Here is a 26,816-nt window from a genome sequence, read left to right as displayed (position 1 = left end):
AATGACCAATCTCTCAGGAAAGACCGCTCTCATCACCGGCGCATCGCGCGGCATCGGTGCCGCAATCGCCAAGCGGCTGGCAGCCGATGGCGCGTCCGTCGCAATTACCTACACCAAGGGCGCCAACGCAGCCGCCCAGGTGGTCAACGAGATCGAAAGCGCCGGCGGCAGGGCAATCGCGATCCAGGCGGACGCAGCCGACGCCAAGGCCGTCACGGCCGCCGTCGAGCAGACTGTCTCGACTTTCGGCAACCTCGACATTCTCGTGAACAATGCCGGCACGGCTATCCCCAGGCCCTTCGAGGAAGCGACGCTCGAGGAGATGGATCGCGTGATCGACATCAACCTGCGCGGCGTCTTCATCGCCACCCAGGCAGCGCTCAGGCACCTGCGCGACGGCGGACGTATCATCTCGATCGGCTCCTGCGTCGGTGAACGCAATGGAACCCCGGGTCTCGTGGCCTATGCGGCAACCAAGGGTGCGGTGAAGATGTTCACGCAGGGCCTTGCCCGCGAGGTCGGCGCTCGCGGCATCACGGTCAACAATGTCCAGCCGGGTCCGATCGACACCGATCTCAATCCCGCCGCAGGCGATTGGGCGGAACCGCAGATCGCCAACACGGCGCTGAAGCGCTACGGCCATGTCGAGGATATCGCCGCCATGGTGGCATTCGTCGCCGGTCCGGAAGCGAGCTACATCACCGGCACCAGCCTGACCGTCGACGGCGGTACGAACGCCTGAGGAGACACGGTCATGACCAATTGCAACGGAAAGACTGCTTTGGTCACGGGAGCGTCGCGCGGCATTGGCCGCGCGGCCGCCCTGGCCCTCTCCGAGGCCGGTGCCCAGGTGCTGGTCCACTACAGCCAGGGCAAGGCGGAGGCCGAGGCCGCAGTTCGCCAGATCCGCACCGCCGGTGGCCGCGCCGAGGCTGTCGGCGCCGATCTCTCCACCGCGGACGGGCCGGGCAGGCTGGCCGAGCGGGTCCATGAGATTGTCGGCGAACGACTGGACATCCTGGTCGCCAATGCCGGAGTCGCCAAGGCCGTGTCGATCGAGGAAACGACGGTCGAGGATTTCGACCGGCTCTTTGCCGTCAATGTCCGTGCCCCTTTCTTCCTCGTGCAGCATCTGCTGCCGATCCTACAAGAGGGAAGCAGCATCGTGCTCGTCTCGTCGCTGGCGGCGCGCGCCTCCGTCGGCACGCTGTCCGCCTATGCCGCGACCAAGGGCGCTATCGACACACTCGTCAAGCATTTCGCGTCCGCCCTCGGCCCACGCGGCATCCGTATCAATGCGGTCGCTCCGGGCGTCGTGCGGACGGACATGTCGAGCTTTACAAAGACCGATGCCGGGCGCGACTTCGCCCTCGGCATCCAGTCCCTGAAGCGTCTGGCCGAGCCGGACGACATCGGCGACGTCATCGCCTTTCTCGCCTCAGACCGGGCACGCTGGGTTACCGGCGGCACCATTCAAGTCGACGGCGGGTCGAAACTATGACCATGGTGATGTCAGGTTAGGTTCTCAAAGCTCGTCTTCGGCATGGCTATGTGGATCAGGCTGCTATGCGGACTGGCGACCTCAATAGCCACGGCAGCCATGCGCAATAGCGGACATTTGCCTCTGATTGAACGGATGACCGATTTGGGGCCGACGATCAGCTGGCGGCTGGGACAGCCAATACTACAAGCGGACATATGAGTTCTTGCAGCCAAGGTATGGGAATGGGCCCAATGCGGAATCAGCGGCACGAGAGCGAATTCAAGTTCTAATGACGCAACTGATTTCGTGCGTTGCCGGCTCGTCGGCCGACGACGATACCATCAGGCGAAATCGGTCGAGAGTGAAACCTCTTCCCAAGTGTCCAGTTCGCCCAGAAAAGTTGCAGTGCGATCGCGTACGAGCTTGAGCGCATCGGCCCCAAGGATCAGATGCACCGGCGGGTTCTTCTCCTCGACCAGATCGATCAGGACCCTGGCCGCCTCTGCCGGGTCACCGACCTGGCGTCCGCTCTTCTGCTCGCGGCCCTCGCGTATCGGCGTGAACAGACGATCATAGTCAGCGATGCTGCGATCCGACCGGATCATGGACTTGCCGGCCCACTCAGTACGGAACGATCCGGGGGCAAGCGCCGTGACATGGATGCCAAAATCGTGAACCTCATTGGCGAGAACCTCCGAGATCCCCTCAAGCGCGAACTTGGAGCCGGCGTAATAGGCGATGCCGGGAAGGCCGACGATCCCCGCCATGGAAGTTACATTGACGATATGGCCGCGACGGCGGGCGCGCATCCCGGGGAGAACGGCCTTGATCACGGCAACCGCGCCGAAGACATTGACGTCAAACTGGCGACGGATCTCGTCGAGAGAAGACTCCTCGAGAATGCCCTCATGCCCATAACCGGCATTGTTGACGAGGACGTCGATTGGGCCGAATTCCGTTTCCAGGGCTTGTACGGCCGGTTTGACGGCGTCAAAATCGGTGACGTCAAGCACAATTGCTTTCGCCCGACTGGAAGCGACTGCCTCGAAATCAGCGACTGCCTTCTGGCTGCGGACGGTGCCAGCCACGCGGTGGCCGGCGCCAAGAGCAGCTTCAGCGAACGCTCGTCCCAAGCCTTGGCTTACGCCGGTGATCAGGAAATTCTTGGCACTCATTTGCCTTCTCCTCGATTGGTGGGCCATGGACGCCAGACGCATGAGGGTCGGGGAATTCTGTTCCCCGACCCTCATAACTCACTAGTGACCAGCGCTCTGGCCGCCGTCGACATGAAGGATTTCACCTGTCACGAACTGGGCGCTGTCGAGGTACAACACCGCGTCGACTATATCGCCGATCTCGCCCATTCGACCGACCGGATGCAGGGCCGCCAGAAACTCATGTGTCTCGGGAGAGTGCATCGGCGTATTGATGATGCCCAGCGCGACCGCGTTCACGCGAATGCCGCGGGTCGCATATTCGATCGCCAGGCTCTTGGTCGCGGCGTTCAGGCCGCCCTTTGTGAGCGAGGCGAGAACCGACGGCACCTTCGAATTGGCTTGATCGATCAGACTGGTCGAAACCTGGACGACATGGCCGCTACCCTGCTTTTCCATTGCCTTGATCGCAAGTTGGCTGATGTAGAAGAAGCCGTTGAGATTGGTCGACAGGACCTGTGCGTATTGCTCCGGCGTGTACTCCGTAAACGCGTCCGGGATGAAGATGCCGGCATTGTTGACCAGGGTGTCGACGCGGCCGAACCTGGCAAGTGCCGTGTCAATCACACGCTTGCCGGTTTCCTGATCGCCGATATCGCCAGTGACCGTGACGAGATCAGGATTGTCTGAAGGCTTGATCGAACGCGATGTGGCGACGACACGGTAGCCTCGCTTCAGAAAGCCGTCGACCAGGCTCGCCCCGATGCCCTGCGATGCGCCGGTGACGACGGCAACTTTGCGTGAATTGTTCATTGTGCACCTCGGTTGAAGATTGGTTCGGCGCCCGATTGCGCCGTTGGTGCAAATGTATTTTCAATCGCAAAACGCTTGAACGGCCGTCGTTCGGCAGACACTGTTTCGAAAAGCGAGCGAATTTAACCCGGCTTTGATAAGGTCGGTGGATCATCGACACAAAGCACGGAGACAAATCGCATGGACCGCATCGAGGCAATGGAGGTGTTCATTGCCACCCTCGAGACAGGGAGCCTGGCTGGCGCCGGGCGGCGGCTGCGGCGGTCACCCGCAGCGATCAGCCGCGCCATTGCCTTTCTCGAAGCTCAAGTCGGGGTGGAACTGCTCCATCGCACTACACGCACCATCCGTTTGAGCGAGGCTGGTGAGCGCTATGCCATAGCTTGTCGTCGTATCCTTAGCGAGCTGCATGAAGCAGACATCCTGGCCCTCGGGGAGAGATCCGCACCGAGAGGGATTCTCACAATCTCCGCACCACCGATCATAGGCGAAGATATACTGCATGAGATCGTTGACAAATTTCTGATCGAGTACCCGGCAGTTTCGGTACGCTTGTTGCTGCTCGACCGGAGCGTCAATCTGGTCGAGGAGGGGATCGACCTGGCGTTGCGCGTCGCGCAGTTGCCCGATTCGTCGTTGATTGCCATCAAGGTTGGCAACGACGTCCGCAAAGTGGTGGTGGCATCTCCCGACTACCTGGCTGCACATCCGCCGATTGTCGAGCCGGCCGATCTGGTCGGACATCAAATAATCGCGTTCACCAACCTTGGCCTTGATAGCTGGAGCTTCACCCCGCCCGCGGGTTCGAAGATTCCGAGGACAGTGAATTTCGAACCGCGCCTCAGCGTCAATACCGTTCGCGCGGCACTGGCATCGGCGATTCGAGGCAACGGCCTAACCCGCCTATATTCACATCACGTCGCCAAGGCGATCAAAGATGGCCAATTGCGGGTCGTACTTGCCAAAGACGAATATCCGGCCCTCCCTATTCATCTATTGACGCCGCAAGGCCGCGTTTCGGTCCCAAAAGTCAGGGCATTTATCGACTACGCCGCACCACGCCTGCGTTCGACGTTCGCGACGCTTGCGATCGAGGCCCGGTCGCTCAGCACTTTCGACTATTCCGAACAATGACCGGATGGTGGTGTCGATTGTCGAAGCCGCGAGGACAGACCCTTTTCGTACGAACATAGACGGAGGTCTCGCATGACGGCGGGTGGCGCCGGCAGCTTGTGCCGTATGGTGGACATTCGGGTGTCCAAGAAGATCCTCCTTTCATGGACCGGCCCCTCCATAGCTACCCTAGTCGGGGCGATGTCCACGAACCACCGGCGCTACATCTGTGCCAAGCAGCCCGATCGACCGGTGCATTGCTTCAGTCTCCAGCGCGGCGGTGCTCATCTGGAAAGTGACGCGGGAGACCCCTCCCAATGTCCTGTTAAGATGCAATATCTTTGCCGCGACAGTCTCTGGACTGCCGACCAGGAACGCGCCGTGCGGACCGCACATCTGGTCGAACTGAGCTCGCGTCGGAGACGGCCAGCCCCGTTCCTTTCCCGCTTCCGAAAACATTTGGAACCAGCCGGGAAAAAACGCTTCCTTGGCAGCCTTGTCGGTCTCAGCGACAAAGCCGAGAGCGTGCACGCCGATTTTCTGGTTCTCGGGAGGATGGCCAGCGGCGAGCCATGCGCGACGGTAGAGTTCGACCAATGGCAGAAAACGCTCGAAACTCCCGCCGATGATGGCAACCATCAACGGCAAGCCGAGCGTTCCAGCGCGAACGAAGGATTGCGGCGTTCCGCCGACACCCAACCAGATCGGCAGGGTTGGTTGATGTGGACGAGGAAAAACACCCTCGCCATTGAGCGGTGGACGAAAGCGGCCCTGCCACTTGATATTGGGTTGTTCTCTTATCTTGAGCAGCAGATCCAGTTTTTCCACGAAGAGCGCATCGTAGTCTCGCAAGTCGAAGCCGAACAGAGGATAGGCGTCCACCGACGAGCCGCGACCCACCACGATCTCCGCTCGTCCGCGGGAAATGAGGTCAAGCGTCGAGAATTCCTGAAAAACCCGAACGGGATCTGCAGCGCTCAGGACCGCGACAGCGCTTGTCAGCCTGATCGACTTCGTGCGTGCGGCGGCGGCCGCAAGGATTACAGCGGGCGCCGAGTCAAGCGCGTTTGCGCGATGGTGCTCGCCCATTCCGAAGACATCCAGGCCGACCTGGTCCGCCAGTTCGATTTCGGAGAGCACGCTCTCCATGCGATCGACGGCCGACTGAAGCCTGCCCGTTGCAGGGTCGGTAAGGAGCATCGCAAAGCTATCGACACCAATTTCCAATGATGGATCCTTTCAAGGGATGGTTGCCGCCGAACCCACGGAAAGTTGGCCTCTGTGGGAAGAGACGCGACACTTCTCACACGGCAGGTGCATGTCACGCTACCCGCTATTTCAGGATGGATCCCATCGAAACTTTCGATAAGTAAGGTGTGCGATCAACCGCCAGCATTTCCGTCATGCCCAACAATCGACTTCTCGTACAGCTTTGACGGAGGCGTCGAGCAGTCCCAAGGACAGCGTCTTCGCCATTTTAAGCAACGCAGCCTTCGCCGCCGCGTAGCGGCGCGCCAATCACAGGTGGGACGATCCATCGCTCGTTCGCTCTCGACTGACGCGAGCCGCCTCGAAGATACGATTACACCGATTTTAAGCTTGATAAACTCCATGGCCGAAAACGAGGCAAATATGACATTTGGGATATGAGTGCGCGCGAGTAATTTGTCCGTATCGGAAACTGCTGCTGCTCGAGGGTGGCCTGGAGTCAACCCGCGGCGGGAACCGATCGACCCACCAACAGAAGGACAAAGCAATGGCTACTGCACTCGTAACCGCCGCCGTGGGCGACACCGGTCGTCCGACCGTCAAGCTCCTTCTCGAGAAGGGCTTCAAGGTCAAGGCGCTGGTCCGAAAGGACGACGAGCGCGCCCAGGTGCTGCGAGACCAGGGTGCTGAGATCATACTCGGCGACATCCTGGATCTGCGGGCCGTGCGCACGGGAATGGAAGGCGCCGACATGGCGTATTTCTGCTACCCCGTCGCGGGAGGCCTCGTTGAAGCCGCCGTTAATTTCGCTCAGGCCGCCAAGGAAAACGACATCAAGTTCATCGTCAACATGTCGCAGAAGCAGTCGCGTCCTTTCGCACGCAGCAAGGCTACGCAGAACCACTGGCTCTCCGAGCAGATCTTCACTTGGACCGGCATTCCGTCTGTCCATCTGCGGGTCAGCTTCTTCGCCGAGTGGCTGCTCTACATCGCTCCGCAGATCAAGTACGGCCGCTACGTGCTTCCCTATGACGGGGAGAGCCGTATCGCTCCGATTGCGGCCGCCGATATCGCCCGCATCATCGTCGGCCTTTTCCAGAACCCGGAAAGATACGCCGACCAGGCTCTGCAGCTTCACGGCCCAAAGGAATACAGCCATGAGGAGCTCGCTGCCGAGGTCGGTCGTCTCCTCGGCAAGGACCTGCCTTACGAGCAGGTGACGGTCTCCGTGTTCCTCGAACTCCTGGGTCTGCAGGACGCCCAGGGTATACGCCGCCATTTCGAGGCAATTACTCTCGACCAGCGTGAAGGCCTGCTTGCAGGTACCGACACAACCGGTCGCGAAATCATCGGCCAGCCTCTGATGACGGTCGAGGATTTCATCAACGCGAACAAGTCGAAGTTCGTTCTCGAGTACCCTTTGAAGAGGGCGTGAAGCTCCTCTAGCGGCTACTGAAGGGTGCCGGGCGGGCCTAACGATTCGGGCAGCGCGGCAACACCAGCGACATGCCCTTCAGCGTCAACGTTTTGCTCGCCAATCACCGACAGCTCTGGTCAATCCGGATTGTGGCCTGAAGACCCGTCAATGGGAGGAAGTAAAGCCAGCCCTCGTGAACATGGTTGAGGCAGCACAGCACTTACGCAAGGCTGCGGAACCGAGCGAGTCAGGAGTGAAGGCATAGACTTCCAAGGGAGCGCCGGTGCAATTCCGGCGCTCCTCATTTCTTCTAGTAAGTGGTGCCGGATCCGCGAGCCGCAATGATCGCGAATGGCTGACCTTTTACCGGGATGGCACGATCTTCTTTGGCCTACGCCGTTGGACTGGCGAAGGTCATTGACATTCGGTATCCTCTGCCATCGACTGTTGGGAGCTGCTGACGCTCATGACCACAATGTTGCTGAAGCCCGCAGTCCCAATACTTTTCGTGCGGAATGTCACGGAGAGCGCCGCCTTCTATAGTTCGAAGCTCGGTTTCGTCATCGACTTTCTCTACGGGGAGACGCCGTTCTACGGTTCCGTTTCTCGCGACGGCGCATGCCTTCACCTCCGCGAGGTTCGCGAACCGAATTTTTCCGAGATTGCGGCGCGCGAGCCATCGTTGATCCTGGCAACGATTGAGGCCTCTGATGTCCGCGAACTCTATGAAGAGTTCAATCGGCAAGGGGTCGAGATGCCCCAAGAGCCCACGGAGCAGACCTGGGGTGGCACCGACTTCCATGTCCGCGATCCGGATGGAAACGTGATTTCTTTCGTGACTTTCGGCGCATAGCAGTCGGCCAGCCAAGGCCTTGGCTCGGACAACAACAGTTTGCTCAAGCACATCGACCCTCGCTCGTCCCCAACAATCTGGAAACGTCTCCGTCATAGTCGTTGACGGAATCTACACCTCGTCTACTATATCTAGCGTTCGAGGTTCTTCCGATTCGCATCGGAAGCTAAGACGGGAATCCGGTGCGTATCGTCCATGACGGGCGAAGCAAGGCCGGAGCTGCCCCCGCAACTGTAAGCGGCGAGCATGCGATCAATCAGTCCACTGGTGCGGACCACGCATTGGGAAGGCAGATCGGATGTGACGACCCGCAAGCCAGGAGACCTGCCTCAGAGCATAACGTCCACGGGCGGGGTGTCCGGAAGGTCGCGTTCATGTGCGGAATGATCGCCGCACGTACCGCTGCCCCTGATCCCCGCATGAGCCAGCTTCGGGGTGAAGTCCATGTCCAGTTGTTCAGTCCATAGCAAGCGCGAGTAGCGTGAAGCCGCGCGGCGTAAGCGCGTGCCATTCCCATTTCTGATCCTTCGTGCGGGCATCGGCGGATGTCCGAACGACTTCCCATGCCTTTCGAACCCATACGAGGAAAAACATGAGCATCACCGTCTACAGCAAGCCCGCCTGCGTCCAGTGCACGGCGACCACCCGCGCGCTCGACCGCCAGGGTATCGACTACACTGTCGTCGACGTTTCAACAGATACGGCTGCCTACGCGCTGGTGCAGGGGCTCGGCTATCGCCAGGTTCCGGTCGTGATCGCGGGCGAGCAGCACTGGGCCGGTTTTCGTCCTGACATGATCAGCGCGCTCGCCTGAGGACGTATTGCAATGGGCGAGATCGTCTATTTCTCGAGTCGCTCGGAGAACACCCATCGCTTCGTCGAGAAACTCGGGCTTCCGGCTGGTCGGATCCCGATAAGTGGAGAGCGCGAGTTCTCGGCAAACAATCCTTACGTCCTGGTCGTTCCCACATACTGCGGCGACGGTGGCAAAGGAGCAGTGCCTAAACAGGTGATCCGTTTCCTCAACGATGCGGCAAACCGTTCGAACCTCCGTGGGGTCATCGCCGCCGGCAACAGCAACTTCGGCGCGACCTTCGGGCTCGCCGGCGACATCGTCTCGCAGAAGTGTCAGGTACCTTACCTCTACAGGTTCGAGCTCTTGGGCACCGAGGAAGACGTCGCCAATGTCAAACACGGATTGGAACGATTTTGGACACGGCAGTACTTGAACGCCCTTTGAAGGCTATGGACACGAAGGCGACGGACGTCAAAGTGGCGGATTCAACGCTCGACTACCACGCGCTCAACGCGATGCTGAACCTCTATGACGACGAGGGCAGGATCCAGCTCGACAAGGACCGGCAGGCGGCAAAGCAGTACTTCCTGCAGCATGTCAACCAGAACACGGTCTTCTTCCATAACCTTAGGGAGAAGCTCGATTACCTCGTCACCGAGGGATACTACGAGCAGGAGGTTCTGGACCAGTATTCGTTCAACTTCGTGCGCGATCTCTTCGACCACGCCTACGCGAAGAAGTTCCGCTTTCCGACCTTCCTCGGCGCCTTCAAATACTACACCTCCTATACGTTGAAGACCTTCGATGGAAAACGCTACCTCGAGCGCTACGAAGACCGTATCTGCATGGTGGCGCTGACGCTGGCGCGCGGCAACGAGGCGCTTGCCCGTGACATGGTCGACGAAATCATCTCCGGCCGCTTCCAACCGGCAACACCGACCTTCCTGAACGCAGGAAAGAAGCAGCGAGGAGAACTCGTTTCGTGTTTTCTTCTTCGCATCGAAGACAACATGGAGTCGATCGCGCGAGGCATCAACTCAGCACTCCAGCTCTCCAAGCGTGGTGGCGGCGTCGCCTTGTCCCTGACGAACCTTCGTGAAGCCGGGGCGCCGATCAAGCAGATCGAGAACCAGTCGTCGGGAGTCATCCCCGTGATGAAACTCCTGGAGGACTCGTTCTCCTATGCCAACCAGCTCGGTGCGAGGCAGGGCGCAGGTGCCGTCTACCTCAATGCGCACCACCCCGACATCATGCGCTTCCTCGACACCAAGCGCGAGAATGCCGACGAGAAGATCCGCATCAAGACGCTGTCGCTCGGCGTCGTCGTGCCGGACATCACCTTCGAACTCGCGAAGAACAACGAGGATATGTACCTGTTCTCGCCCTACGACGTGGAGCGCGTCTACGGCATGGCGTTCAGTGAAATCTCGGTGACGGAAAAGTACCGAGAGATGGTGGCCGACAGCCGCATCAAGAAGAAGAAGATCAGGTCGCGCGACTTCTTCCAGGTGATCGCCGAAATCCAGTTCGAGAGCGGTTACCCCTATATCATGTTCGAGGATACGGTGAACAAGGCGAACCCGATCGCCGGCCGCATCACGATGAGCAATCTCTGCTCCGAGATCCTGCAGGTCAGCGAGGCGAGCACATTCAACGACGACCTGTCCTACAGCCATCTCGGCAAAGACATCTCCTGCAATCTCGGCTCGTTGAACATCGCGGCGGCAATGGATTCGACCGACTTCGGCAAGACGATCGAGACGGCGATCCGGGCGCTTACGGCGGTTTCCGACATGAGCAACATCACCTCGGTTCCATCCGTTGCCAAGGGCAATGACGAAAGCCACGCCATCGGCCTCGGCCAGATGAACCTGCACGGCTATCTCGCCCGCGAGCGGATCTATTACGGCTCCGAAGAGGGCGTCGATTTCACCAACATGTACTTCTACACGGTGACCTATCACGCGATCCGTGCCTCGAACCTGCTTGCCGTCGAGCGCGGCCAGAGCTTCAAGGGCTTCGAGAATTCGAAATATGCTTCCGGCGAATATTTCGACAAATACATGGAGCAGGAATGGAAACCGGCTACGCAGACGGCTGCCGATCTCTTCGAACGCGCTGGCATCCATATCCCGACGCAGGAAGACTGGCGGGAACTGAAGCAGTCCGTCATGGAGGGCGGGCTCTATAACCAGAACCTGCAGGCTGTGCCGCCGACCGGGTCTATCTCCTACATCAACCACTCGACCTCCTCGATCCATCCGATCGTCTCGAAGATCGAAATCCGGAAGGAAGGCAAGATCGGCCGCGTCTACTACCCGGCCGCCTTCATGACTAACGACAATCTCGACTATTACCAGGACGCTTACGAGATCGGCCCGGAGAAGATCATCGACACCTATGCGGCGGCGACTCAGCACGTCGACCAAGGCCTGTCGCTGACCTTGTTCTTCCGCGACACGGCAACGACGCGCGACATCAACCGGGCGCAGATCTACGCTTGGAAGAAGGGCATCAAGACCATCTACTACATTCGCCTTCGCCAGATGGCGCTGTCCGGCACCGAAGTGCAGGGTTGCGTCTCCTGTGCCCTCTGATTTCAGGTGAGGAAAATGAACATCCAAGTGAAGACCAAGGCCCCGAAGGCTGGCGCCGTCGTGCAGGCCATCAACTGGAACCGCATCGAGGACGACAAGGATGTCGAAGTCTGGAACCGTCTGACAGGAAATTTCTGGCTGCCCGAGAAGGTGCCGCTGTCAAACGACATCCCCTCCTGGGCAACCCTGAAGCCGGAAGAACAGCAGCTCACGATCCGCGTTTTCACCGGACTGACGCTGCTCGACACGATTCAGAACGGCGTCGGCTCGATAAGACTGATGGAAGACGCATCGACACCACATGAAGAGGCCGTGTTGTCGAACATCTCCTTCATGGAGGCGGTGCATGCGCGCTCCTATTCGTCGATCTTCTCGACCCTATGCTCGACGCCGGATGTAGACGACGCCTATCGCTGGTCGCAGGAGAACGAATTCCTGCAGAGGAAATCGGCGCTGATCATGGAGCAGTATGCTTCGGGCGATCCGCTGAGGAAGAAGATCGCCTCCGTTTTCCTCGAAAGCTTCCTGTTCTATTCCGGCTTCTATCTGCCGATGTACTGGTCGAGCCGTGCCAAGCTCACCAACACGGCCGACATGATCCGCCTGATCATCCGCGACGAGGCGGTACACGGCTATTACATCGGCTACAAGTTCCAGCGCGGGCTGGAAAGGATTTCGCGGGCCGACCGCCAGGAGATCAAGGACTTCGCCTTCGACCTGCTGCTGGAACTCTACGACAACGAGGCGAAGTACACCGAGGCGCTCTATGACGGCGTCGGGTTGACCGAGGACGTCAAGAAGTTCCTGCACTACAACGCCAACAAGGCGCTGATGAACCTCGGCTACGAAGCTCTCTTCCCTTCCGAAGCCTGCAAGGTTAACCCGGCGATCCTCTCTGCCCTCTCGCCGAATGCCGACGAGAACCACGACTTCTTCTCCGGCTCCGGCTCGTCCTATGTCATCGGCAAGGCAGTGGCGACGGAAGACGAGGATTGGGATTTCTGACCCACGCCTCTCGTAGGATCTTTGAAAGCTTGGGCGTCCGACGATCGCCTCCGTCGTCAGGATCACATTGGGATCAACAGGGCCCTGTACAGGTCACAACGGCGCTTAATGGCAACCCGTCTGTTGAGATAGGGATATGCTAATTTGGTTCAAGGTGCAGCATCAACGGCGCGGGCGCATGTCGGACGATCTAGTTGCTGATCTCGCCCCCGCTCGCGATGGGGGCATGGGTTGCCGCGCAAAGGCCGTGAGGCGAAAACATCAACCTGCCGGAATGAAAATTTGCTGGGGATGTGCCTCAAGTCGTAGTCCTTCCGTTGCGGATCAGGTTTTCTTATGGTGTCGCGAATGAGCGCTAACGCAGGGTGTTTATCAAGGCAGTGAATAGCTCCCAGTTGCGTAGACGCCTTCGGGTTAGGCCAGTACCGTCGCCTTCGGCTTGCGGCGCCAGACGAACAGGAGCAGTTCCTGCAGAAATACGCCCGTGGTCTGGCGGCTCTGCATCGCCCATCCGATACCTTCTCAACATCTTCGGCGATGCTTCCCATGGCCGAAAACAAGCGCACATCCGCGGGTGGCCAAGCCGCTTCCCGTCCACCGATCCCAAACCTTAGTTTGGCTTACAGGCGCTTGGGGGTGGCCGTAATATTCTCTGGGCCTGCACTAACCAGCGCTCGATAACGACGACATCCTTTGAGACCAGACAGAGCCAAGCTGGACGACTCGGGGTGATTGCAAACTCAACCAATCGGTGCCTCGTAACCGCCGACTGATCGTTGCCGACGTGGAAATCGATTCCGGGCAGCTTGGATCAACCGCGCCTGCGCTACGCCGTTCCGGCAGCGCGGGCGTAACGGCTCTGGTCGAGATCCCCATCCACTTTCAATGGTGCGCACCCAGGCGAAGCAGGCGGAAAAACCCATCGATTATCCATCCTCAGCGGATAATCTTTAAAGCAATCCGTCAATTATCAATTCCCAAAACATAGGGCATTGGAGTTCAGAGATGGTCGCGAGCAAGGATCGCAGGAGATTGCAATGGTTGAACTGCCCCGCAAGGAAGAATTCGAGTCCACCGAGCCCGGCATAAGCGGAGCCGATCCCGGGGCAGGACCCGCCCAACAGGCCGCGGCGACGCCTGTTTCCACTACCCCTCGCAAATCTGTCCTCAAGAGGGGTGTGCTTGTCATGGTCCTACTCGCCGGAGCAGCATACGGCGTCCAATTCGGCCACCACTACTGGACCGTCGGCCGATTTATCGAGTCCACCGACAACGCCTATGTAAAGGCGGACTACACGACAGTCGCACCGAAGGTGGCCGGCTACGTCAAGGAGGTGCTCGTTAATGACAACGACGCCGTGACGGCCGGGCAGCTTCTTGCGCGAATCGACGACAGCGACTTCCAGGTAGCACTGAATCAGGCGCGGGCCGACGTGAAGGCGTCAGAGGCCGCGATCACGAACATCGATGCGCAGATCGAGCTACAGAGGTCGGTCATCACTCAGGCACAGGCGTCGGTCAATGCATCGAATGCTTCGCTTGTCTTTGCAAAGTCGGAGTCGAAAAGAAGCACGCGCCTGATCAGCGCCGGGGCGGGCACCCAGTCACGCGCCGAGCAGAGCCGATCCCAGATGGATCAGGCGACCGCCGCAGTCCAACGCGACCAGGCCGCATTGATCGCAGCGCACGACAGGGTGCCCGTTCTGAATAGCCAGCGTGATCAAGCGGTCGCCCAACGGGAAAGAGCCGCCGCCGCCGTTCAACAGGCCGAACTGAACCTTTCCTATACGAACATCCTGGCTGCGGTCGATGGAACGGTCGGCGCACGTTCGATCCGCCTTGGACAGTATGTCACTGCCGGCACTCAGTTGATGGCGGTGGTGCCCCTGCACTCGGTCTACGTCGTTGCCAACTTCAAGGAAACGCAACTCACCTACGTTCGGCCAGGACAGCCGGTGGACATCAAGGTGGACAGCTTTCCAGACATGGAAGTGAAAGGTCATGTGGACAGCGTTTCGCCAGCCAGCGGCCTCGAGTTTTCCCTGCTTCCTCCGGACAATGCGACAGGCAACTTTACAAAAATCGTCCAGCGCATACCGGTGAAGATCATCATCGATGACGAAGCCCGCGCTGCTCAACTCCGTTCCGGAATGTCCGTAGAGCCGGAAATCAACACCAGGCTCACGCGGCTATCGGAAGCGAAGTAACGGGCGCTGACGGGTAACCGTCTCTTTCCCGATAAGAGAAATACCGTGGTGAAAATTCTGCAACAGCGGATGGAGCAATGTCATGGCTACAATCAAGCTCGTAGCAAACAACAATGTGCCCCCGCAGGCCGCATCGGCTCAATCCGAGGCATCCCGCATGAGTCCTCTCCGGATGTGGTGCGCGGTTGTGGGGTCGACGCTGGGCGCATTTATGGCCGTCCTCAACATCCAGATCGTCAACGCATCACTCGCCGACATCCAAGGGGCAATCGGCGCAGGCAAGGATGACGGCGGTTGGATTTCAACTTCCTATCTCATCGCCGAGATCGTGGTCATCCCACTCAGCGGCTGGCTGGCCCAGGTCTTCTCCATTCGGAAGTATCTTCTGACCAACGCCATCCTGTTCCTGGTCTTTTCGGTCGCCTGCGCGTTCGCAGCAAACCTCGAACAGATGATAGTGCTTCGTGCCATCCAGGGCTTTGCCGGTGGCGTCCTCATCCCTATGGCGTTCACGATCATCATCACCCTGCTGCCGAAGCCCAAGCAACCGATCGGACTGGCGCTCTTTGCGCTGTCGGCCACGTTCGCTCCCGCTATCGGGCCTACCATCGGCGGATATTTGACCGAGAATTACGGCTGGGAGTTCATCTTCTACGTAAACCTCGTCCCCGGCCTGTTGATGGTCGGTCTGCTCTGGGCATCTCTCGATGAAGCTCCGATGAACTTTGGCTTGCTTGCCAAGGGTGATTGGCCCGGCATCGCGACCTTGGCGATCGGCCTTGCCGCCCTTCAGACAGTGCTGGAGGAGGGCAACAAGGAAGATTGGTTTGGATCCGAATTCATCGTGCAGCTCTCGATCGTTGCCGCGGCCTCTCTGACGCTTTTCCTGATCATCGAGTTCAAGACCGCAAACCCGCTTCTGAATCTCAGGCTTCTTGCGCGCCGCAACTTCGGCTTTGGTATCTTGGCGAACACTATGCTCGGCATCGCACTTTACGGGTCAGCCTTCGTGCTGCCGATCTATCTGGCACGCATCCAGGGCTACAATTCCGAACAGATCGGCATGGTGCTTGCCTGGACCGGAATCCCACAACTTATTCTCATTCCGCTCGTCCCCAAGCTCATGAAAATTATCGATGTCCGCTTGCTGATCGCCGTAGGCTTCGCTCTCTTCGCTGCCTCGAACTTTATGAACGTGCACATGACCGGCGACTATGCGGCCGACCAGCTTTTCTGGCCGAATGTCATCCGTGCCATCGGGCAGGCCCTTGTCTTCGCGCCGCTCTCGGTGGTCGCAACGGCAGGCATCGAACAGGAGAACGCAGGCTCCGCATCGGCATTGTTCAACATGATGCGAAACCTGGGCGGCGCAGTCGGAATCGCCTCGCTTCAGACCTTCATATCGAAGCGTGAGCAGTTCCATTCCAATATCCTGACGAACTCTATCAGCATCTTTGAAGAAGCCACGCGAACTCGCGTCGCCAAACTGACGAATTATTTCATGAACCACGGCGTCAGCGACCCGGCCACCGCTACCCACAAGGCCCTTGTCGCCATTGCATCCAGCGTTCGCAAGCAGGCCAACATCATGGCGTTCAGCGATGCATTCTTTCTGCTTGGCGCGGGCCTCATCGTTGCCCTGTTCGCAACGCTCCTCCTCAAGAAGCCAAGCGGCCAGATGTCTGGTGGCGGGGCACACTGAAACCGCAATTCTCAAGGAGATCACCATGAATACGATCACAAGAGAGCCGATTTCCCAACGACACCGCGGGAGCGTCGGGCGCAATGTCGACCCCGGCTCCATCCTTGCCGTCTTGGAATGGCTGGCAGGCGACGAGTGCCATTCGATCGACGAAGCCGGCCTGGTCGCCGGGCTTGGCCTCAGGCTGCGGCAAATCGGCCTCCCAATCGACAGACTGACGCTTCATCTCATGACCCTTCATCCCGAAATCCTCGGCCGAACGGTCGCATGGGCCCCCTTGGAACCCGTCGAGATTCACGACAGGGATCACGGGATCAAGCTCGAATTCGCTTCCAGCGCGCTGGTCAAGGTAATGGAGACGCGTGAGCCGATGATTGTCGATGCGGGCGACAAGGACTCCCCATGGCAGCATATCGACGTCTTCGCGGGAAGGAACCTTGTCCAGCTCATGATCGCGCCGCTGTGCAATGTCGATGGGCCGGTAAGTGCGGCGGGATTTGGGACGAAGCGGCCAGGCGGCTTCACCCTGTCCGAGATCCGCGTGGTCGAGCGGATTCTGCCCGCCTTGCGCAATACCTGCGAGATGCGGGTCATGCGCCACGCAGAACTGTCCTTGCTCGATACGTATATCGGGCCGATGACGGCGCAACGGATCCTCGCCGGCAAAATCCGCCAGGGCGAGATCGAAACGATGCAGGCAGCACTTCTGCTTTGCGACATGAAGGGGTTCACCGAGCTCTCGAACCGCTTGCCCGATGAAAAGGTGCTCGAGTTACTCAACGCCTATTTCGATGTGGTCGTGCCTGCAATTACCGGTCACGGCGGCGAAGTGCTGAAGTTCATGGGCGACGCGGCACTCGCATTCTTCCCGACGTCTGACGCGGTTGTTGCGAGCCAGCGAGCCTTGGCTGCAAGCGATGAGATATTCACCCATCTAGCAGAATTCGAGCAGGACGGTGTCCGCATCGATGCCACGGTGGCCTTGCATTATGGGAGGGTGAGTTATGGAAACATCGGCTCCGGGCAGAGGCTGGATTTCACCGTCATCGGGTCCGACGTCAACCTGCTTAGCCGGATCCAGACAGCCTGTGGCGTACTCGGAAAATCCATCCTGATGTCGGATGCTTTCCGTCGTCGGATCGCGTCTGACAAGGTCGTTCGCACAGGGCGCCAGAACCTTAAAGGCTTCACAGAACCGGTAGAGCTGTTCACGATTGCGATGTCTGGAGCGAAGTAGATCCAACCGAATGGCTGAGGAAGGCCCGCTCGACGACAGGCCTTCGATGAGAAGCCTCCAAGTAACGATCAGGCCGGCGTCTGCTTCGCACGCAGTCGTTCTGCGAAATTCGAGTCGAGATGACCTACCTTTACCGGCAACAGCTGTCCCAGACCTTCGCGAAGTTCGTCCTCGCTTAGCGATCCCGTTCCGGTCGGATCGAGTTTCGCCCAGTGCCGCTCTGCCACCTGGCTGTCGTACTGCCGGTCGTTCAAAGCCGCCAGCTTCTTCTGCCCTTCCAGATACTCGGCCTTCGAAACTTCGCCGTTCTTATCTGAATCGGCCCAGTCCAGCTGCTGTTTGGCCAACCGCGAATTGAACTCATCGATCAACTGAGCATCGGTCCGGACGGACGGAGTCTTTGCGGGTGTTGCGACCACGCCGATGCCTTGGTCCTTTACCGAGGGTCCTTTGCGGGACGTGGGAACCATAAGGCTGTAAATCGAATTGTCAGAAACTACTTTCACGAAATCCTCCTTGAAGATGGCGGCAGTCTGAAGAGACAACCTTGCTTCAGACTTGCCGCAAACGTGTATTGAATCATCGAATTGCAACCGGATTCACTTCTCCAGTCCGGCGTCGGTCCATGCGTCACCCACGCAAAATCCGTCAATGCATACCTACGTTGGGTAGCTGAATCGCGAGCCCGGTAGCTTAGTAGCCGTTGGCCCGACCGAACGTCCCCGAGGGCGTTCCACAGTTTTGCAGAACGCCTTTGGCGGCGCGGGCCGTGTGATTTCGGATAAGGAGAATGGAATCACGCTCTTCAGAATCACCCTTCTTGACGACCCGCCATGGCTCTGCATAATGCTAAGATGTCAGACCAATTTAAGGGTCGGCTGCCTGATAAGAAAATTGGGGAACCATGAAGGCAAGCATCAACGGAAGGCCGGTGATCCAGCCGCTACCGGCGGTCGATCGCGCCCGGCAGGTGACGGATGCCCTGGCGCACTATGTGCAGGATGCGCGGCTTGAGGCGGGCGACAGGCTGCCGGCCGAACGCGAGCTCATGGCGGCCCTTGCCGTCGGGCGCTCTACGATCCGCGAGGCGATCCGCCATTTCCAGGCGCTCGGCGTCATCGAGACGCGCAAGGGCAGCGGCACCTACCTGCTGAAGCGGGTTTCCCGGGATACGATCCATATGCCGCTTTCGCTCGACACGGCGCATCTGCGCGACGTGCTGCTGCAGACGCTGGAGGTTCGTCGCGGCATCGAATGCGAGGCAGGCATGGTGGCGGCGCGGCGGCGCACGGCCGAGGACCTGTTCCTCATCGAGGAGAAACTCGGCGAGATGGAGCGGGTGCACATGGAGAAGGGCACCTCCGGCCCTGAGGACCTCGCCTTCCACCTCGCGGTCTATGACGCCACCCACAATCCGCTGTTCCGCCAGCTTCTCGAACAGATGCGCGAGACCTTCGAGCGTTTCTGGACCCATCCCTTCGACCGCCAGGACTTTGCCCGCCGGTCGTTTCCCTTTCACCGAACCCTTTTCAACGCCATCGCCGCCCAGGACACCGAGGCGGCGCGGCGCGAAACACTGAAAATCCTCGACGTCGTCGAGGAAGACATCAAGGAAATGTCCAAATGAGTGACGGGCTTGAGCCGTTCGAACTGGCGTCGCTGATCACCGCCCATGACGAAGGCAACTTCGCCGAGGCAGTCGTGCCGCCGATTTTCCAGACATCGCTTTTCACCTTCTCGGACTATGACGACATGATCGCCTCCTATCGCGGCGAGAAGGTACGCCCGATCTATACGCGCGGGCTGAACCCGACGGTGCGCATGTTCGAGGAGATGCTGGCGAAGCTCGAGGGCGCAGAGGATGCAATCGGCTTTGCGAGCGGCATGGCGGCGATCTCTTCCGCCGTCCTGAGCTTCGTCGAGCCGGGCGACCGCATCGTCGCCGTCAAGCACGTCTATCCCGATGCCTTCCGTCTGTTCGGCACGATCCTCAAGCGCATGAAGGTCGAGGTCACCTATGTCGACGGGCGCGACGAGGAGGCGGTCGCCAAGGCGTTACCCGGCGCCAAGCTCTTTTACATGGAAAGCCCTACGAGCTGGGTAATGGAGGCCCATGATGTCGGCGCGCTGGCGGGGCTCGCAAAGCGCCACGGCATTGTCACCATGATCGACAACAGCTGGGCGAGCCCCTTCTTCCAGCGACCTTTGACGCTTGGCGTCGATCTCGTCATCCATTCGGCGTCGAAATATCTCGGCGGCCACAGCGATGTCGTCGCGGGCGTCGTCGCCGGCTCCAAGGAGATGATCGCGCGCATCAAAGCCGAGGCCTATCCCTATCTCGGCGGCAAGCTTTCTCCCTTCGACGCCTGGCTCCTGGTGCGAGGGCTGCGCACGCTGCCGCTGCGCATGAAGGCGCACGAGGCCGCGGGCCTTACGATCGCGAAGCGCCTTCAGAATCTCGATATCGTGGAAACCGTCTGTCATCCGGGACTTGCCAACCGCCTGCCCACGGGACTCAACGGCACGTCCGGCCTGTTCTCGTTCATCTTCCGAGAAGGCATCGACATCCGCACATTTTCCGACCACCTCAAACTCTTCAAACTGGGAGTGAGCTGGGGTGGCCATGAAAGCCTGATCGTACCGGGCGAGGTCGTGCTTCAGCAGAAGGCACAGCCCAATTCCGCGCATGCCTTCGGCATACACAAGCGGTCCGTACGCCTCCATGTCGGCCTCGAAGGAACCGAGGCCCTCTGGAGGGATATCGAGGAAGCGATCGCCGCCGCCTCAAAAGCCTGAATTACCAAGGAAAGACACCTGACAAAAAGGGGGAATGACATGAAAAGACTGATAACGGCCGCGCTTTTCGCCACGATGATGGCAGGCACGGCATTTGCCGATACCACGTTGAAGCTGGTGGAAGTGATCACCAGCCCCGAGCGCACCGAAACGCTCAAGTCAATCGTCGGCAAGTTCGAGGCGGAAAATCCGGGCACCAAGGTCGAGATCATCTCGCTGCCGTGGAACGAGGCCTTCCAGAAGTTCGCCACGATGGTTTCGGCCGGCGACGTTCCCGATGTGATGGAAATGCCGGATACCTGGCTCTCGCTCTATGCCAACAACGGCATGCTTGAAAGCCTCGAGCCCTACCTGGCGAAGTGGGAGCACACGAAGGAGCTGACGCCGCGGGCGCTCGAACTCGGTCGTGACGTGAACGACACGGCCTACATGCTGCCCTACGGCTTCTACCTGCGCGCCATGTTCTACAACAAGAAGCTCCTGCAGGAAGCCGGTGTTGCCGAACCGCCGAAGACGCTCGAGGAATTCACCGCGGCGTCCGAGAAGGTTTCCAAGCTGCAGGGCAAGTATGGCTACTGCATGCGCGGCGGACCGGGCGGCCTGAACGGCTGGATGATCTTTGCCGCGACCATGGCCGGCAATAACAAGTACTTCAACGAAGACGGCACCTCCACGATGAACAGCCCCGGCTGGGAGAAGGGCATCGAATGGATGGTCGACCTGTACAAGAAGGGCTATGCGCCGAAGGACAGCGTCAACTGGGGCTTCAACGAAGTCGTCGCCGGCTTCTACTCCGGCACCTGCGCCTTCCTCGACCAGGATCCGGATGCGCTGATCGCCATCGCCGACCGCATGAAGAAGGAAGATTTCGGCGTCATGCCGCTGCCGAAGGGACCGGACGGCAAGTCCTTCCCGACCATCGGCTATGGTGGCTGGTCGATGTTCAGCTCCAGCCAGAACAAGGACCTTTCGTGGAAGCTGATCGCCACGCTCGAAGGGCCGGAAGGCAATATCGAGTGGAACAAACGTATCGGCGCGCTGCCGGCTTATACCTCGGCAGAGAAGGATCCCTTCTACGCCGGAGACCAGTTCAAGGGCTGGTTCGAGGAACTCGCTGACCCGAACACGGTTCCGACGGTCATGCCGACCTATCTCGAGGAATTCGCCTTCTTCAAGGATTCGCTCGCGATCAAGACGTCGCAGCAGGCCCTTCTCGGCGACATCTCGGCCAAGGACCTTGCCGACCAGTGGGCCGACTATCTGACCAAGGCGCAACAGAAGTTCCTCGCCAAGAAATAGGCGCGGGAGCCTCACGGCGGCGGGTTGACCCGCCGCCGCTACCAGCCTCAAGGACTTGATCGGCCTCGGCCGCAAGCGGGAATACTTGCCTGATGGATACAACTGCCGTTCCGCACCATATGCGTGATGACCGGCGGCCGCTGATGAAACGGATCGCGCAGGCGTCCGAACCTTATCTCTACAGTGCGCCGTCGCTCATCCTCATCATCGCCGTCATGCTGGTGCCCCTGGTGCTAGGCATGTCCTACGCGTTCCGCGACATCCAGCTCCTGAACCCGTTTTCGGGCGGCTTCGTCGGGCTGGAGCATTTTCGCGAACTCGCCGAGGACCAGGCCTTCTACGGCGCACTGCGCAACACGTTGTGGTGGACCGGCGCTTCCGTCGTCCTGCAGTTCTTTCTCGGGCTGATCCTCGCCCTCCTCCTCGACAAGCCCTTCTGGGGCAGGGGGATCGTGCAGGCGCTCGTCTTCCTCCCCTGGGCGGTGCCGTCCTTTCTGGCCGGTCTCAACTGGGCGTGGCTCTTCAACCCTGTCATCGGCCCCATCCCGCACTGGCTTTTCGGGCTCGGCTTGATGAATGAGCCCGGCAATATCCTCTCCGATCCCAGCTACGCGATGTGGGGTCCGATCATCGCCAACGTCTGGTGGGGCATTCCGTTCTTCGCGATCACGCTGCTGGCAGCACTTCAGGCGATCCCGCGCGATCTCTACGAGGCGGCCTCCATCGACGGCGCCGGCTGGTTCCAGCGCTTCCGGTCGATCACCCTTCCGTTCCTGGCGCCGACGATCGCGATCACGATCCTCCTGCGCACCGTCTGGATTTCAAACTTCGCCGATCTCATCGTCGTCATGACGGGCGGCGGCCCGGCCGACCGCACGCAGATCGTCGCGAGCTACATCTTCACCCAGGCCTTCAAGCGGCTGGACTTCGGCTATGCCTCGGCAATCGCGCTCGTGCTTCTCGTACTGCTGCTCGCCTATTCGATGCTGATCATCCTGCTGCGGCAGACGCTGCTTGCAAAGGACTGAGCCATGAGACGATCCATCCTGCCCACCGTCGCGCACCGCCTGGCAATCCTCTGCTACATCGTCTTTGCGCTGTTTCCGCTCTTCTGGCTGCTCAAGGTCTCGGTGACGCCGAACGACCTGCTCTATACCGAGGGCGTGCGCATGTGGCCGTCGCGGATGACCTGGGACCACTATGCCTTCGTCATCCAGCACAGCGCCTTCCCGACCTTCTTCAAGAACAGCGTCATCGTCTCGGCATCGACGGCGATCGCGGTCACGATCTGTGCCTCGCTTTCGGGCTATGCCTTGTCGCGCTTCAATTTCCGGGCCAAGTACTGGATCGTGGCATTGATGCTGCTCACCCAGATGTTCCCGCTCGTCATGCTGGTGGCGCCGATCTTCAAGATCCTCTCGCCGTTGCATCTGACGAACAGCCTGACCGGCCTCGTCATCGTCTACACCGCGTTCAACGTGCCGTTCGCTACCTTCCTGATGCAGTCCTTCTTCGACGGCATTCCGAAGGATCTCGAGGAGGCGGCGATGATCGACGGCGCCACGCAGTTCGTCGCCTTCCGGCAGATCATCCTGCCGCTCACGCTGCCGGGGATCGCCGCCACGCTCGGCTTTGTCTTCACGGCCGCATGGAGCGAACTGCTCTTCGCACTCATGCTGATCAACGGCAATGACGCCGCTACCTTCCCGGTCGGGCTCCTGACCTTCGTCTCGAAATTCTCCGTCGACTTCGGGCAGATGATGGCCGCCGGCATCCTGGCGCTTATCCCGGCCTGCCTCTTCTTCCTGCTCATCCAGCGCTATCTCGTGCAGGGCCTGACGGCCGGCGCGGTCAAGGGTTAGTCACATGGCATCCATCGATATCAGGAACATCCAGAAATCCTACGGCCACTTCTCGGTGCTGCACGGGATCGATCTCGAGATCAAGGACGGCGAATTCGTCGTGCTCGTCGGCCCTTCCGGTTGCGGTAAATCCACGCTGCTGAGGATGATCGCCGGGCTGGAGGAGGTGACCTCGGGCGAAATTCGCATCGCAGGCAACCGCGTCAACGAACTGGCCCCAAAGGACCGCGACATCGCAATGGTCTTCCAGTCCTATGCGCTCTATCCGCACATGAACGTGGCCGGCAACATGAGCTACAGTCTGAAGCTCAGGAGGACGGCCAAGGACAAGATTGCGAACGCCGTCCACGGTGCGGCAGCCAAGCTCGGCCTCGATCCCTTTCTGGAGCGCCGGCCGAAGGCGCTCTCCGGCGGCCAGCGCCAGCGCGTCGCCATGGGCCGCGCCATCGTACGACAGCCAAAGGCGTTCCTCTTCGACGAACCGCTGTCGAACCTCGATGCCCGACTGCGTGAGCAGATGCGCGCCGAGATCAAGAAACTGCATGGCGACCTGAAGGCAACCTCGATCTACGTCACGCACGACCAGATCGAGGCGATGACGCTGGCTGACCGGATCGTCGCCATGCATGGCGGCGTGGTCCAGCAGGTCGGTAGTCCGCTCGAGCTTTACGATCGCCCAGCCAATCTCTTCGTCGCGGGTTTCATCGGTTCGCCGGGAATGAATTTCCTCGACGCCACCTATGAGGCGGGCGGTGTCCGGCTGAAGGACGGCACGCTCGTCCAGCTGCCTGCGCCGCTCGCCATCGCGAATGATGCGAAGGTGACGCTCGGCGTCAGGCCGGAGCATGTGGTGATGACGTCTGATGGCAGCGGCATGAGCGCCAATGTCGAGCTCGTCGAGCCGACCGGCTTCGGCATCATCCTGCATCTTTCGCTGCACGGCCTGCCGTTCAAGATCTTCACGCTGGACCGGGAGACGCTTTCCGCCGGGCCGACGGTGAACGTGTCGTTTCCGGCGCAGCATCTCCATCTGTTCGACGGCGAGGGCAAGCGGGCGGTCTGAGGCCACACGGCGGGCGGCATCCAAGCCAGCGATATTGCTGCCGCGGTATGATGCACCTTCAGGATCTGGCGAGGGAGGGCAGGATGCTTGTTGCGCAGATATCCGACATTCATGCAAGCCCGGATTCCGCCTCTCTCGATGTGCTGGCCGAAGCGATCTCCTGGCTCGATACCCTCCGGCCCGACGCGCTGGTGATCACCGGCGATCTCGTGGATGACGGATGGCGGCAAGGCTACCGCCGCATCGTGCAAAGCCTGCAATCGCTGTCCTGTCCGATTCACATCCTGCCCGGCAACAGTGACCGGCAGGACCTCATGCGATCCGAGCTCGGCGATGTGGCCCGGTGGCCGAGTTCGACCGGCCCGATGCACTTTCTCAGCGCCATCGGTGACGTGGTGCTTGTCGGTCTGGACGTCACGGTGGCGGGTCAAAGCCATGGCGATGCATTGCCGCATCTGCAGTGGCTGAAGGACAGTCTTGCGGACGTTGGCGGGACCGCCCTCATCTTCATGCACCAGCCGCCTTTCCCTATCGGCATCGAGGTTCTGGATCATGCCGGATGCCGGAACGCAGACGGCTTGCTCGCGGTCTTGGACACAGCGGAGAAAAGGCCGTTGGCGGTCCTATGCGGGCACGTTCATCGGCCGGTCTTTGGGCGCCTGGGCTCGATCGCCGTACAAACCTGCGGTTCCCTATGTCCGCCCAATCCCCTTCTGCTCGAGGGCCGGCCTGACATCGCCGCGATCGATGCACCTTCCTTTCTAGTCCATCAGATAGCCGACGGTCGATTGCTTTCGCACGTCGTTTCAGTGCCGGTATCCACTCCGGTTCAAATCGATACCGGCGGGTGAAGCCTCTCACATGGAAAAGACTTTTGCCGCGCGATCTGCGCGGGCTATATCAGTGTACGAATTCACTGGAATGGACCCCATGACCGACACAGTTCTTGATCGCTTCCTCCGCTATGTCGTCATCGACACGCAATCCGACGCCCAATCACCGACCCAGCCTTCTACCGAGAAGCAGAAGAATCTCGGGCGCCTGCTGGTCAAGGAATTGCTGGCGATCGGTGTCTCCGATGCGCACCTCGACGAGCACGGCTATGTCTATGCCACGATCCCCTCGAATACGGACAAACGCGTGCCGGTCATCTGCTTCTGTTCGCACATGGACACGGCGCCGGATTTCACGGGGACGAGTGTGATGCCGCAGATCGTCCGGAACTATCGCGGAGGCGATATCCGGCTTTCGGGCGACACCAGCCAGGTGATCCGGGTGAGTGACCACCCAGAGCTCGCCAACCAGATCGGCAATGACATCGTCACGACGGACGGAACGACGCTGCTGGGCGCCGACGACAAGGCCGGCCTTGCCGAGATCATGAGCGCGGCACAGTTCCTCGTAGACAATCCCGATGTAAAACACGGGACCATCAAGCTGCTCTTCACGACCGATGAGGAAATCGGGCGGGGCGTCGACAAGGTCGACCTGAAGAAGCTCGGAGCCGAATTCGCTTATACGGTCGATGGTGAGACCGCCGGCCATATCGAGGATGAGACCTTCTCGGCGGATGCCGCCGATATCACGATCCAGGGTGTCGCGATCCACCCGGGCTTTGCCAAGGACAGGATGGAAAACGCCATCAAGATCGCCGCCGCGATCGTCGATCGCCTGCCGAGGGATGCAGCACCCGAGACGACCGACGGCCGGCAGGGCTTCCTGCATCCGACAAGCATCACCGGGTCGATGGAAAAGGCGGCGATCAGCCTGATCATTCGCGACTTCACGGAAGAGGGACTTGCCACCAAGGAGACGATGCTCGAGGAAATCGTGAAGGATGTCATGGCGGGCTATCCCGGCTCGACCTACCGCTTCGAGGTCAGGCAGCAATACCGCAACGTGAAGGCCATTCTCGACCGTCATCCGCAGATCGTCGAAAACGCCGTCGAGGCGATCCGGCGTGCGGGCATGGAGCCCTTCCGGGGCAGCATCCGCGGCGGTACGGACGGTTCGCGCCTGTCCTATATGGGCCTTCCCTCGGCAAATATCTTCGCCGGCGGCCACGCCTTCCACTCGCCGCTCGAATGGGTCAGCCGGCAGGACATGGAAAAGGCTGTGCGAACGCTCGTCGAGCTGGCAACGGTCTGGCAGGAGAGGGCCTGAACGCTTTTCTTAGACCAGTGACTCCGGGGGCGATCGGCGCTCCCGGA

25 protein-coding genes, 1 pseudogene and 1 riboswitch are annotated in these 26,816 nt (G+C 60.0%); of the genes and pseudogenes, 21 read left to right on the top strand and 5 right to left on the bottom strand.

The window, feature by feature from the left end:
- The first annotated feature begins 1 nt into the window (after nt 1).
- Together EV286_RS23885 and EV286_RS23880 are read left to right on the top strand one after the other, a co-directional pair.
- On the top strand, nt 2–742 hold the full coding sequence (locus tag EV286_RS23885) for a 3-oxoacyl-ACP reductase family protein (RefSeq protein WP_132959670.1): 741 nt from the start codon (nt 2–4) through the stop codon (nt 740–742).
- Nucleotides 743–754: 12 nt separating this feature from the next.
- Complete coding sequence (locus EV286_RS23880; RefSeq protein ID WP_132959669.1) at nt 755–1,501, top strand: SDR family oxidoreductase; 747 nt, start codon at nt 755–757, stop codon at nt 1,499–1,501.
- A 323-nt stretch (nt 1,502–1,824) separates the two neighbouring features.
- On the opposite strand, the gene EV286_RS23875 is transcribed toward EV286_RS23880, so the two are convergent.
- Nucleotides 1,825–2,658, bottom strand: a complete 834-nt coding sequence (locus tag EV286_RS23875; RefSeq protein WP_132959668.1) for an oxidoreductase — start codon at nt 2,656–2,658, stop codon at nt 1,825–1,827.
- 81 nt (nt 2,659–2,739) lie between these two features.
- The gene (locus tag EV286_RS23870; protein ID WP_132959667.1) at nt 2,740–3,450 is read right to left on the bottom strand and encodes an SDR family NAD(P)-dependent oxidoreductase; all 711 of its coding nucleotides are present in this window, start codon (nt 3,448–3,450) and stop codon (nt 2,740–2,742) included.
- A gap of 180 nt (nt 3,451–3,630) precedes the next feature.
- Here EV286_RS23870 and EV286_RS23865 point away from each other — a divergent pair, with 180 nt between their 5' ends.
- Nucleotides 3,631–4,584 (top strand): LysR family transcriptional regulator, encoded by a 954-nt coding sequence (locus EV286_RS23865; RefSeq protein ID WP_132959666.1) that lies wholly within the window; start codon nt 3,631–3,633, stop codon nt 4,582–4,584.
- Nucleotides 4,585–4,752: 168 nt separating this feature from the next.
- On the opposite strand, the gene EV286_RS23860 is transcribed toward EV286_RS23865, so the two are convergent.
- Nucleotides 4,753–5,790: an LLM class flavin-dependent oxidoreductase gene (locus tag EV286_RS23860; RefSeq protein ID WP_132959665.1), complete on the bottom strand. Its 1,038-nt coding sequence runs from the start codon at nt 5,788–5,790 to the stop codon at nt 4,753–4,755.
- A 529-nt stretch (nt 5,791–6,319) separates the two neighbouring features.
- On the opposite strand from EV286_RS23860, the gene EV286_RS23855 reads away from it, so the two are divergent.
- The 3 genes and pseudogenes from EV286_RS23855 to EV286_RS23845 all read left to right on the top strand — a co-directional run bounded on the left by EV286_RS23855 (nt 6,320) and on the right by EV286_RS23845 (nt 8,042).
- Entirely contained in the window at nt 6,320–7,207 is an 888-nt protein-coding gene (locus EV286_RS23855) for an NmrA family NAD(P)-binding protein (protein WP_132959664.1), read from the top strand.
- A 118-nt stretch (nt 7,208–7,325) separates the two neighbouring features.
- Nucleotides 7,326–7,454: pseudogene (locus tag EV286_RS32790) on the top strand (hypothetical protein); the annotation flags it as partial.
- Nucleotides 7,455–7,655: 201 nt separating this feature from the next.
- Nucleotides 7,656–8,042, top strand: coding sequence for a glyoxalase superfamily protein (locus tag EV286_RS23845; protein WP_132959663.1), 387 nt, complete (start codon nt 7,656–7,658; stop codon nt 8,040–8,042).
- A 124-nt stretch (nt 8,043–8,166) separates the two neighbouring features.
- A riboswitch (cobalamin riboswitch) is annotated at nt 8,167–8,389 on the top strand.
- Nucleotides 8,390–8,498: 109 nt separating this feature from the next.
- Here the strand turns inward: EV286_RS23845 and EV286_RS32100 are convergent.
- Nucleotides 8,499–8,636, bottom strand: a complete 138-nt coding sequence (locus EV286_RS32100; RefSeq protein ID WP_165932923.1) for a hypothetical protein — start codon at nt 8,634–8,636, stop codon at nt 8,499–8,501.
- Between EV286_RS32100 and nrdH the strand changes: the two genes are divergently transcribed.
- From nrdH to EV286_RS23810, 7 genes are all read left to right on the top strand, one after another.
- Nucleotides 8,635–8,856: a glutaredoxin-like protein NrdH gene (gene nrdH, locus EV286_RS23840; protein WP_132959662.1), complete on the top strand. Its 222-nt coding sequence runs from the start codon at nt 8,635–8,637 to the stop codon at nt 8,854–8,856. The genes EV286_RS32100 and nrdH overlap by 2 nt on opposite strands.
- Nucleotides 8,857–8,868: 12 nt before the next feature.
- Nucleotides 8,869–9,282, top strand: coding sequence for a class Ib ribonucleoside-diphosphate reductase assembly flavoprotein NrdI (nrdI, locus tag EV286_RS23835; RefSeq protein WP_132959661.1), 414 nt, complete (start codon nt 8,869–8,871; stop codon nt 9,280–9,282).
- Nucleotides 9,283–9,287: 5 nt separating this feature from the next.
- The gene (gene nrdE, locus EV286_RS23830; protein ID WP_207909916.1) at nt 9,288–11,435 is read left to right on the top strand and encodes a class 1b ribonucleoside-diphosphate reductase subunit alpha; all 2,148 of its coding nucleotides are present in this window, start codon (nt 9,288–9,290) and stop codon (nt 11,433–11,435) included.
- Nucleotides 11,436–11,450: 15 nt separating this feature from the next.
- On the top strand, nt 11,451–12,440 hold the full coding sequence (nrdF, locus tag EV286_RS23825) for a class 1b ribonucleoside-diphosphate reductase subunit beta (RefSeq protein WP_132959659.1): 990 nt from the start codon (nt 11,451–11,453) through the stop codon (nt 12,438–12,440).
- Between the two features lie 1,037 nt (nt 12,441–13,477).
- Nucleotides 13,478–14,647: an HlyD family secretion protein gene (locus EV286_RS23820; RefSeq protein ID WP_132959658.1), complete on the top strand. Its 1,170-nt coding sequence runs from the start codon at nt 13,478–13,480 to the stop codon at nt 14,645–14,647.
- Between the two features lie 82 nt (nt 14,648–14,729).
- A complete protein-coding gene (locus EV286_RS23815) occupies nt 14,730–16,349 on the top strand; it encodes an MDR family MFS transporter (protein ID WP_132959657.1) in 1,620 nt (539 codons plus the stop codon).
- A gap of 25 nt (nt 16,350–16,374) precedes the next feature.
- Nucleotides 16,375–17,586, top strand: a complete 1,212-nt coding sequence (locus tag EV286_RS23810; protein WP_132959656.1) for an adenylate/guanylate cyclase domain-containing protein — start codon at nt 16,375–16,377, stop codon at nt 17,584–17,586.
- Between the two features lie 68 nt (nt 17,587–17,654).
- Here the strand turns inward: EV286_RS23810 and EV286_RS23805 are convergent, their stop codons facing one another.
- Nucleotides 17,655–18,179, bottom strand: coding sequence for an EF-hand domain-containing protein (locus EV286_RS23805; protein WP_245500810.1), 525 nt, complete (start codon nt 18,177–18,179; stop codon nt 17,655–17,657).
- 311 nt (nt 18,180–18,490) lie between these two features.
- Here EV286_RS23805 and EV286_RS23800 point away from each other — a divergent pair, with 311 nt between their 5' ends.
- The 8 genes from EV286_RS23800 to pepT all read left to right on the top strand — a co-directional run bounded on the left by EV286_RS23800 (nt 18,491) and on the right by pepT (nt 26,769).
- Entirely contained in the window at nt 18,491–19,213 is a 723-nt protein-coding gene (locus tag EV286_RS23800; protein ID WP_132959655.1) for a FadR/GntR family transcriptional regulator, read from the top strand.
- Complete coding sequence (locus EV286_RS23795) at nt 19,210–20,382, top strand: PLP-dependent transferase (RefSeq protein WP_132959654.1); 1,173 nt, start codon at nt 19,210–19,212, stop codon at nt 20,380–20,382. Before EV286_RS23800 ends, EV286_RS23795 begins: the two co-directional genes overlap by 4 nt.
- A gap of 39 nt (nt 20,383–20,421) precedes the next feature.
- Nucleotides 20,422–21,681, top strand: a complete 1,260-nt coding sequence (locus tag EV286_RS23790; protein ID WP_132959653.1) for a sugar ABC transporter substrate-binding protein — start codon at nt 20,422–20,424, stop codon at nt 21,679–21,681.
- A gap of 92 nt (nt 21,682–21,773) precedes the next feature.
- Complete coding sequence (locus tag EV286_RS23785; protein ID WP_132959652.1) at nt 21,774–22,709, top strand: sugar ABC transporter permease; 936 nt, start codon at nt 21,774–21,776, stop codon at nt 22,707–22,709.
- Nucleotides 22,710–22,712: 3 nt separating this feature from the next.
- Nucleotides 22,713–23,543, top strand: a complete 831-nt coding sequence (locus EV286_RS23780) for a carbohydrate ABC transporter permease (RefSeq protein ID WP_132959651.1) — start codon at nt 22,713–22,715, stop codon at nt 23,541–23,543.
- A gap of 4 nt (nt 23,544–23,547) precedes the next feature.
- Nucleotides 23,548–24,606: a sn-glycerol-3-phosphate ABC transporter ATP-binding protein UgpC gene (ugpC, locus tag EV286_RS23775; RefSeq protein ID WP_132959650.1), complete on the top strand. Its 1,059-nt coding sequence runs from the start codon at nt 23,548–23,550 to the stop codon at nt 24,604–24,606.
- Nucleotides 24,607–24,689: 83 nt separating this feature from the next.
- Entirely contained in the window at nt 24,690–25,457 is a 768-nt protein-coding gene (locus EV286_RS23770; protein WP_132959649.1) for a metallophosphoesterase, read from the top strand.
- 79 nt (nt 25,458–25,536) lie between these two features.
- A complete protein-coding gene (pepT, locus tag EV286_RS23765; RefSeq protein ID WP_132959648.1) occupies nt 25,537–26,769 on the top strand; it encodes a peptidase T in 1,233 nt (410 codons plus the stop codon).
- The last annotated feature ends 47 nt before the right edge of the window (nt 26,770–26,816 follow it).

It is taken from the genome of Rhizobium sp. BK251 (assembly GCF_004345245.1).
GTDB lineage: Bacteria > Pseudomonadota > Alphaproteobacteria > Rhizobiales > Rhizobiaceae > Rhizobium.
This window is presented reverse-complemented; position numbering and strand designations above follow the sequence as displayed.

Bases quoted from the DNA above. Each gene is read 5' to 3' on its own strand.
- nrdH (WP_132959662.1), top strand. From the start codon at position 8,635: ATGAGCATCACCGTCTACAGCAAGCCCGCCTGCGTCCAGTGCACGGCG.
- ugpC (WP_132959650.1), top strand. From the start codon at position 23,548: ATGGCATCCATCGATATCAGGAACATCCAGAAATCCTACGGCCACTTC.
- EV286_RS23845 (WP_132959663.1), top strand. From the start codon at position 7,656: ATGACCACAATGTTGCTGAAGCCCGCAGTCCCAATACTTTTCGTGCGG.
- nrdE (WP_207909916.1), top strand. From the start codon at position 9,288: ATGGACACGAAGGCGACGGACGTCAAAGTGGCGGATTCAACGCTCGAC.
- EV286_RS23795 (WP_132959654.1), top strand. From the start codon at position 19,210: ATGAGTGACGGGCTTGAGCCGTTCGAACTGGCGTCGCTGATCACCGCC.
- EV286_RS23870 (WP_132959667.1), bottom strand. From the start codon at position 3,450: ATGAACAATTCACGCAAAGTTGCCGTCGTCACCGGCGCATCGCAGGGC.
- nrdF (WP_132959659.1), top strand. From the start codon at position 11,451: ATGAACATCCAAGTGAAGACCAAGGCCCCGAAGGCTGGCGCCGTCGTG.
- EV286_RS32100 (WP_165932923.1), bottom strand. From the start codon at position 8,636: ATGTTTTTCCTCGTATGGGTTCGAAAGGCATGGGAAGTCGTTCGGACA.
- EV286_RS23855 (WP_132959664.1), top strand. From the start codon at position 6,320: ATGGCTACTGCACTCGTAACCGCCGCCGTGGGCGACACCGGTCGTCCG.
- EV286_RS23780 (WP_132959651.1), top strand. From the start codon at position 22,713: ATGAGACGATCCATCCTGCCCACCGTCGCGCACCGCCTGGCAATCCTC.
- nrdI (WP_132959661.1), top strand. From the start codon at position 8,869: ATGGGCGAGATCGTCTATTTCTCGAGTCGCTCGGAGAACACCCATCGC.
- EV286_RS23885 (WP_132959670.1), top strand. From the start codon at position 2: ATGACCAATCTCTCAGGAAAGACCGCTCTCATCACCGGCGCATCGCGC.
- EV286_RS23880 (WP_132959669.1), top strand. From the start codon at position 755: ATGACCAATTGCAACGGAAAGACTGCTTTGGTCACGGGAGCGTCGCGC.
- EV286_RS23790 (WP_132959653.1), top strand. From the start codon at position 20,422: ATGAAAAGACTGATAACGGCCGCGCTTTTCGCCACGATGATGGCAGGC.
- EV286_RS23875 (WP_132959668.1), bottom strand. From the start codon at position 2,658: ATGAGTGCCAAGAATTTCCTGATCACCGGCGTAAGCCAAGGCTTGGGA.
- EV286_RS23800 (WP_132959655.1), top strand. From the start codon at position 18,491: ATGAAGGCAAGCATCAACGGAAGGCCGGTGATCCAGCCGCTACCGGCG.
- EV286_RS23810 (WP_132959656.1), top strand. From the start codon at position 16,375: ATGAATACGATCACAAGAGAGCCGATTTCCCAACGACACCGCGGGAGC.
- EV286_RS23815 (WP_132959657.1), top strand. From the start codon at position 14,730: ATGGCTACAATCAAGCTCGTAGCAAACAACAATGTGCCCCCGCAGGCC.
- EV286_RS23820 (WP_132959658.1), top strand. From the start codon at position 13,478: ATGGTTGAACTGCCCCGCAAGGAAGAATTCGAGTCCACCGAGCCCGGC.
- EV286_RS23770 (WP_132959649.1), top strand. From the start codon at position 24,690: ATGCTTGTTGCGCAGATATCCGACATTCATGCAAGCCCGGATTCCGCC.
- pepT (WP_132959648.1), top strand. From the start codon at position 25,537: ATGACCGACACAGTTCTTGATCGCTTCCTCCGCTATGTCGTCATCGAC.
- EV286_RS23865 (WP_132959666.1), top strand. From the start codon at position 3,631: ATGGACCGCATCGAGGCAATGGAGGTGTTCATTGCCACCCTCGAGACA.
- EV286_RS23785 (WP_132959652.1), top strand. From the start codon at position 21,774: ATGGATACAACTGCCGTTCCGCACCATATGCGTGATGACCGGCGGCCG.